We start from the raw sequence: 2,611 nt of genomic DNA, 5'->3' as shown, positions 1-2,611 counted from the left end.
CGTTACCAGCGCTCAAAGATTCCGCGCCGGTAATGGTGACCCCGTTGTGCACCACCTGATTGGCCGTGGCGGTCAGGGACCAGCCGTGGTTGGCACCGCCGCTGACACTGTCGGCGCTGCCGCTGGCGGCAATATTGGTGAGGTTGGCAAACACCATGCTGTCGACGGTGACTGCGGTGGCGTCGGCGTTGAAGGCGTAACGGTCATCCTCGCTGCTGCTCAGGCGGCCATTGCCTGCACTCAGGGATTCCGCGCCGGTAATGATGGTGCCGTTGTGCACCACTTGGTTCTCGACGTCGGTCAGGGCCCAGCCGTGGTTGACACCGCCACTGACACTATCGGCACTGCCGCTGGCGTCGATGCTGGTGAGGTTGGCGAACACCATGCTGTCGACGGTGACTGCGGTGGCGTCAGCGTTGAAGGCGTAGTGGTCATCCTCGCTGCTGCTCATGCGGCCATTACCACCGCTCAGGGATTCCACATTCTTGATAGTCAGACCAGCGTGTACAACTTGGTTATCTGACTGTGTTAACTGCCAATTACTTGCAACACTACTGATGACTGTGTCATCAGCTACTTCACTTGCTGTCAAGTGAGATAGATTATGGAATGACATCTGTCTCACCGAGACAACAGTCTGACCGGACTCTGTGCTCATGGTATAGGCAGCGCCTGCTGACTCACCAATTAAGCCCCCGCCATCTTTAGCAATGAGGTTTGTTACCTCATAGAAACTAACACCATAATTCTTGGCCGATTTATCGCCAAGGACGTACCAATCCTCCCCCGAGTACCCCGTTACAGTGGTCGCAAATCCGTTGGTATCAACATGGTCGACTCCAGTGAACTTATATTCATTACCACTGCCATGATCGGTATCCTGATCAGATATTACATAACCATCATAGATATAAAAATTGCCAGATTGATCACTGCTAATGGTGACTTTCTTAGAGGCAACATCACCTAAATTAATAAAAGTAATACCGTTGATTTTGTCTCCATCAAGAACAGCATCATCAACCGTCAGGGTATCTTCACCTGCAAGGCCATCAACACTGGACAGTCCAGAAAAATCAATTTCTGATGCCGTCAGGATGGGGTTAACTGAATCATCATTTAGGGAAAACAGATCGACATCATTGGTACCAAATAGCTTATCGACTTCGACCTCTTTTATTTTTTTGAAGACAAGTACATCGTTGAATAGGCTAACCTCGCCTGAATTCTCTGTCAGAGCCAAACCTGCTGTATAAGCTTTCGCATCTACAGAATTATACCCAGCTCCTGCATCAACACTGGATAAATTTCTAAACTCCAAACCACTTATTAAAACATTTCCAAAACTATCGACAGTAAATTCATCATCATTTGAACCCAAGCTAAGAAGTTCAGCATAACTTCCTGAGAAGGACTCTACATTGGAGAATTGAATCCCGTCATGACTTACTAAGCCAGCGTTAATCTCATACCCAATACCATCCCTACTTTCTACCGAATCAACTCCATCTCCAGCATCCAGATTTTTTATTCCAGAGATCGTCATTCCATAGATCGAAACAGCCCCACCGGTTATCCCTGCCCCAGTATCTTCCATTGTGAAATGATCAGCAGAGTTAGTACCAAACAGGCTCTCCGTTTCAACCTGCTCAAATCCGGAAAAGTCAATAGCTGAAGCTGTAAATTCTTGAGATCTTCCAGCAAGGTATACATCCACATTTAGTGCATTAACTACATCACTCTCACCTTGGTCACCAGTCTCTGCATCCGCCTGTACCTTGGATACATTGGTGAAGGTAATACCTTCTACTGCTACCTGATTCGCTGTAGAAAGTACGGTGAAAGTGTCGGCGGCATCGGTACCAGTCAGGGTAATACCACTGTCGGCGTTCACCGTATTAAAACCGGAGAACAGCATATCGCTGCTGTCAAAGTCGCCAGTGGTATCGGAGTTGTTCAGGCTGACATCGGCGATAACCTTTGCGGTGTTGCTGCCACCGCCTTGTACTTGATCCAGGCTGGTGAAGTGAATACTGGCAATATCGAGGGCTTTATCACCGGCGACAACCGCGATCTCACCGCTGGCGGACACATCCAGGAATTGGGTTTGTGCCTGACCGATTCCGCTAAATACAAAATTGGTATCCGGCGTGGTCAGCAGCTCCACTTCTTTAACGCTGCCAGTCAGGGCGAGGCCGGCGCTGTACAGCGTTGCGTCAACAATATCGTCCAGACCGCTGAGACCATCCGCGTGCGCGCGGACACCACTGAGCGCGGTAAAGTAAACCCCGTTCACTTCGACACGGCCGTCATTCTGAACGGTGTAGGTTTCCTGCTGTGTGGTGCCGACCAACTGACTGTCACCAGTGGCGGTCACATTTTCTAAGCTGACAAAGTCGATCGCGCTGTGGCTAAAGCCACCGCTGCTATCACTCAGGATAAAATTAGTATCGGTCAGGCCGACCAAGGTGTCGCTGTCATCGCCACCATCGACCTTGCTGACGCCGTAAAAGTCGATGTTCTGACTCTGCACGACGGTGTCACCACTGAGGTCCACCACCGCAAAACGGTCCACACCGCTGGTGCCGGTAATCTCACCGGTATCGGTCAC

The 2,611-nt window shown here is 50.1% G+C and carries 1 protein-coding gene; it reads right to left on the bottom strand.

The genetic code is table 11. The features are described from left to right. A partial coding sequence (locus Q1A69_RS19820; protein WP_299589566.1) for a hypothetical protein occupies positions 1-2,611 on the bottom strand: 2,611 nt, incomplete at both ends.

It is taken from the genome of uncultured Microbulbifer sp., from assembly GCF_947498635.1.
GTDB classification, from domain to species: Bacteria; Pseudomonadota; Gammaproteobacteria; order Pseudomonadales; family Cellvibrionaceae; genus Microbulbifer; species Microbulbifer echini.
This window is presented reverse-complemented; position numbering and strand designations above follow the sequence as displayed.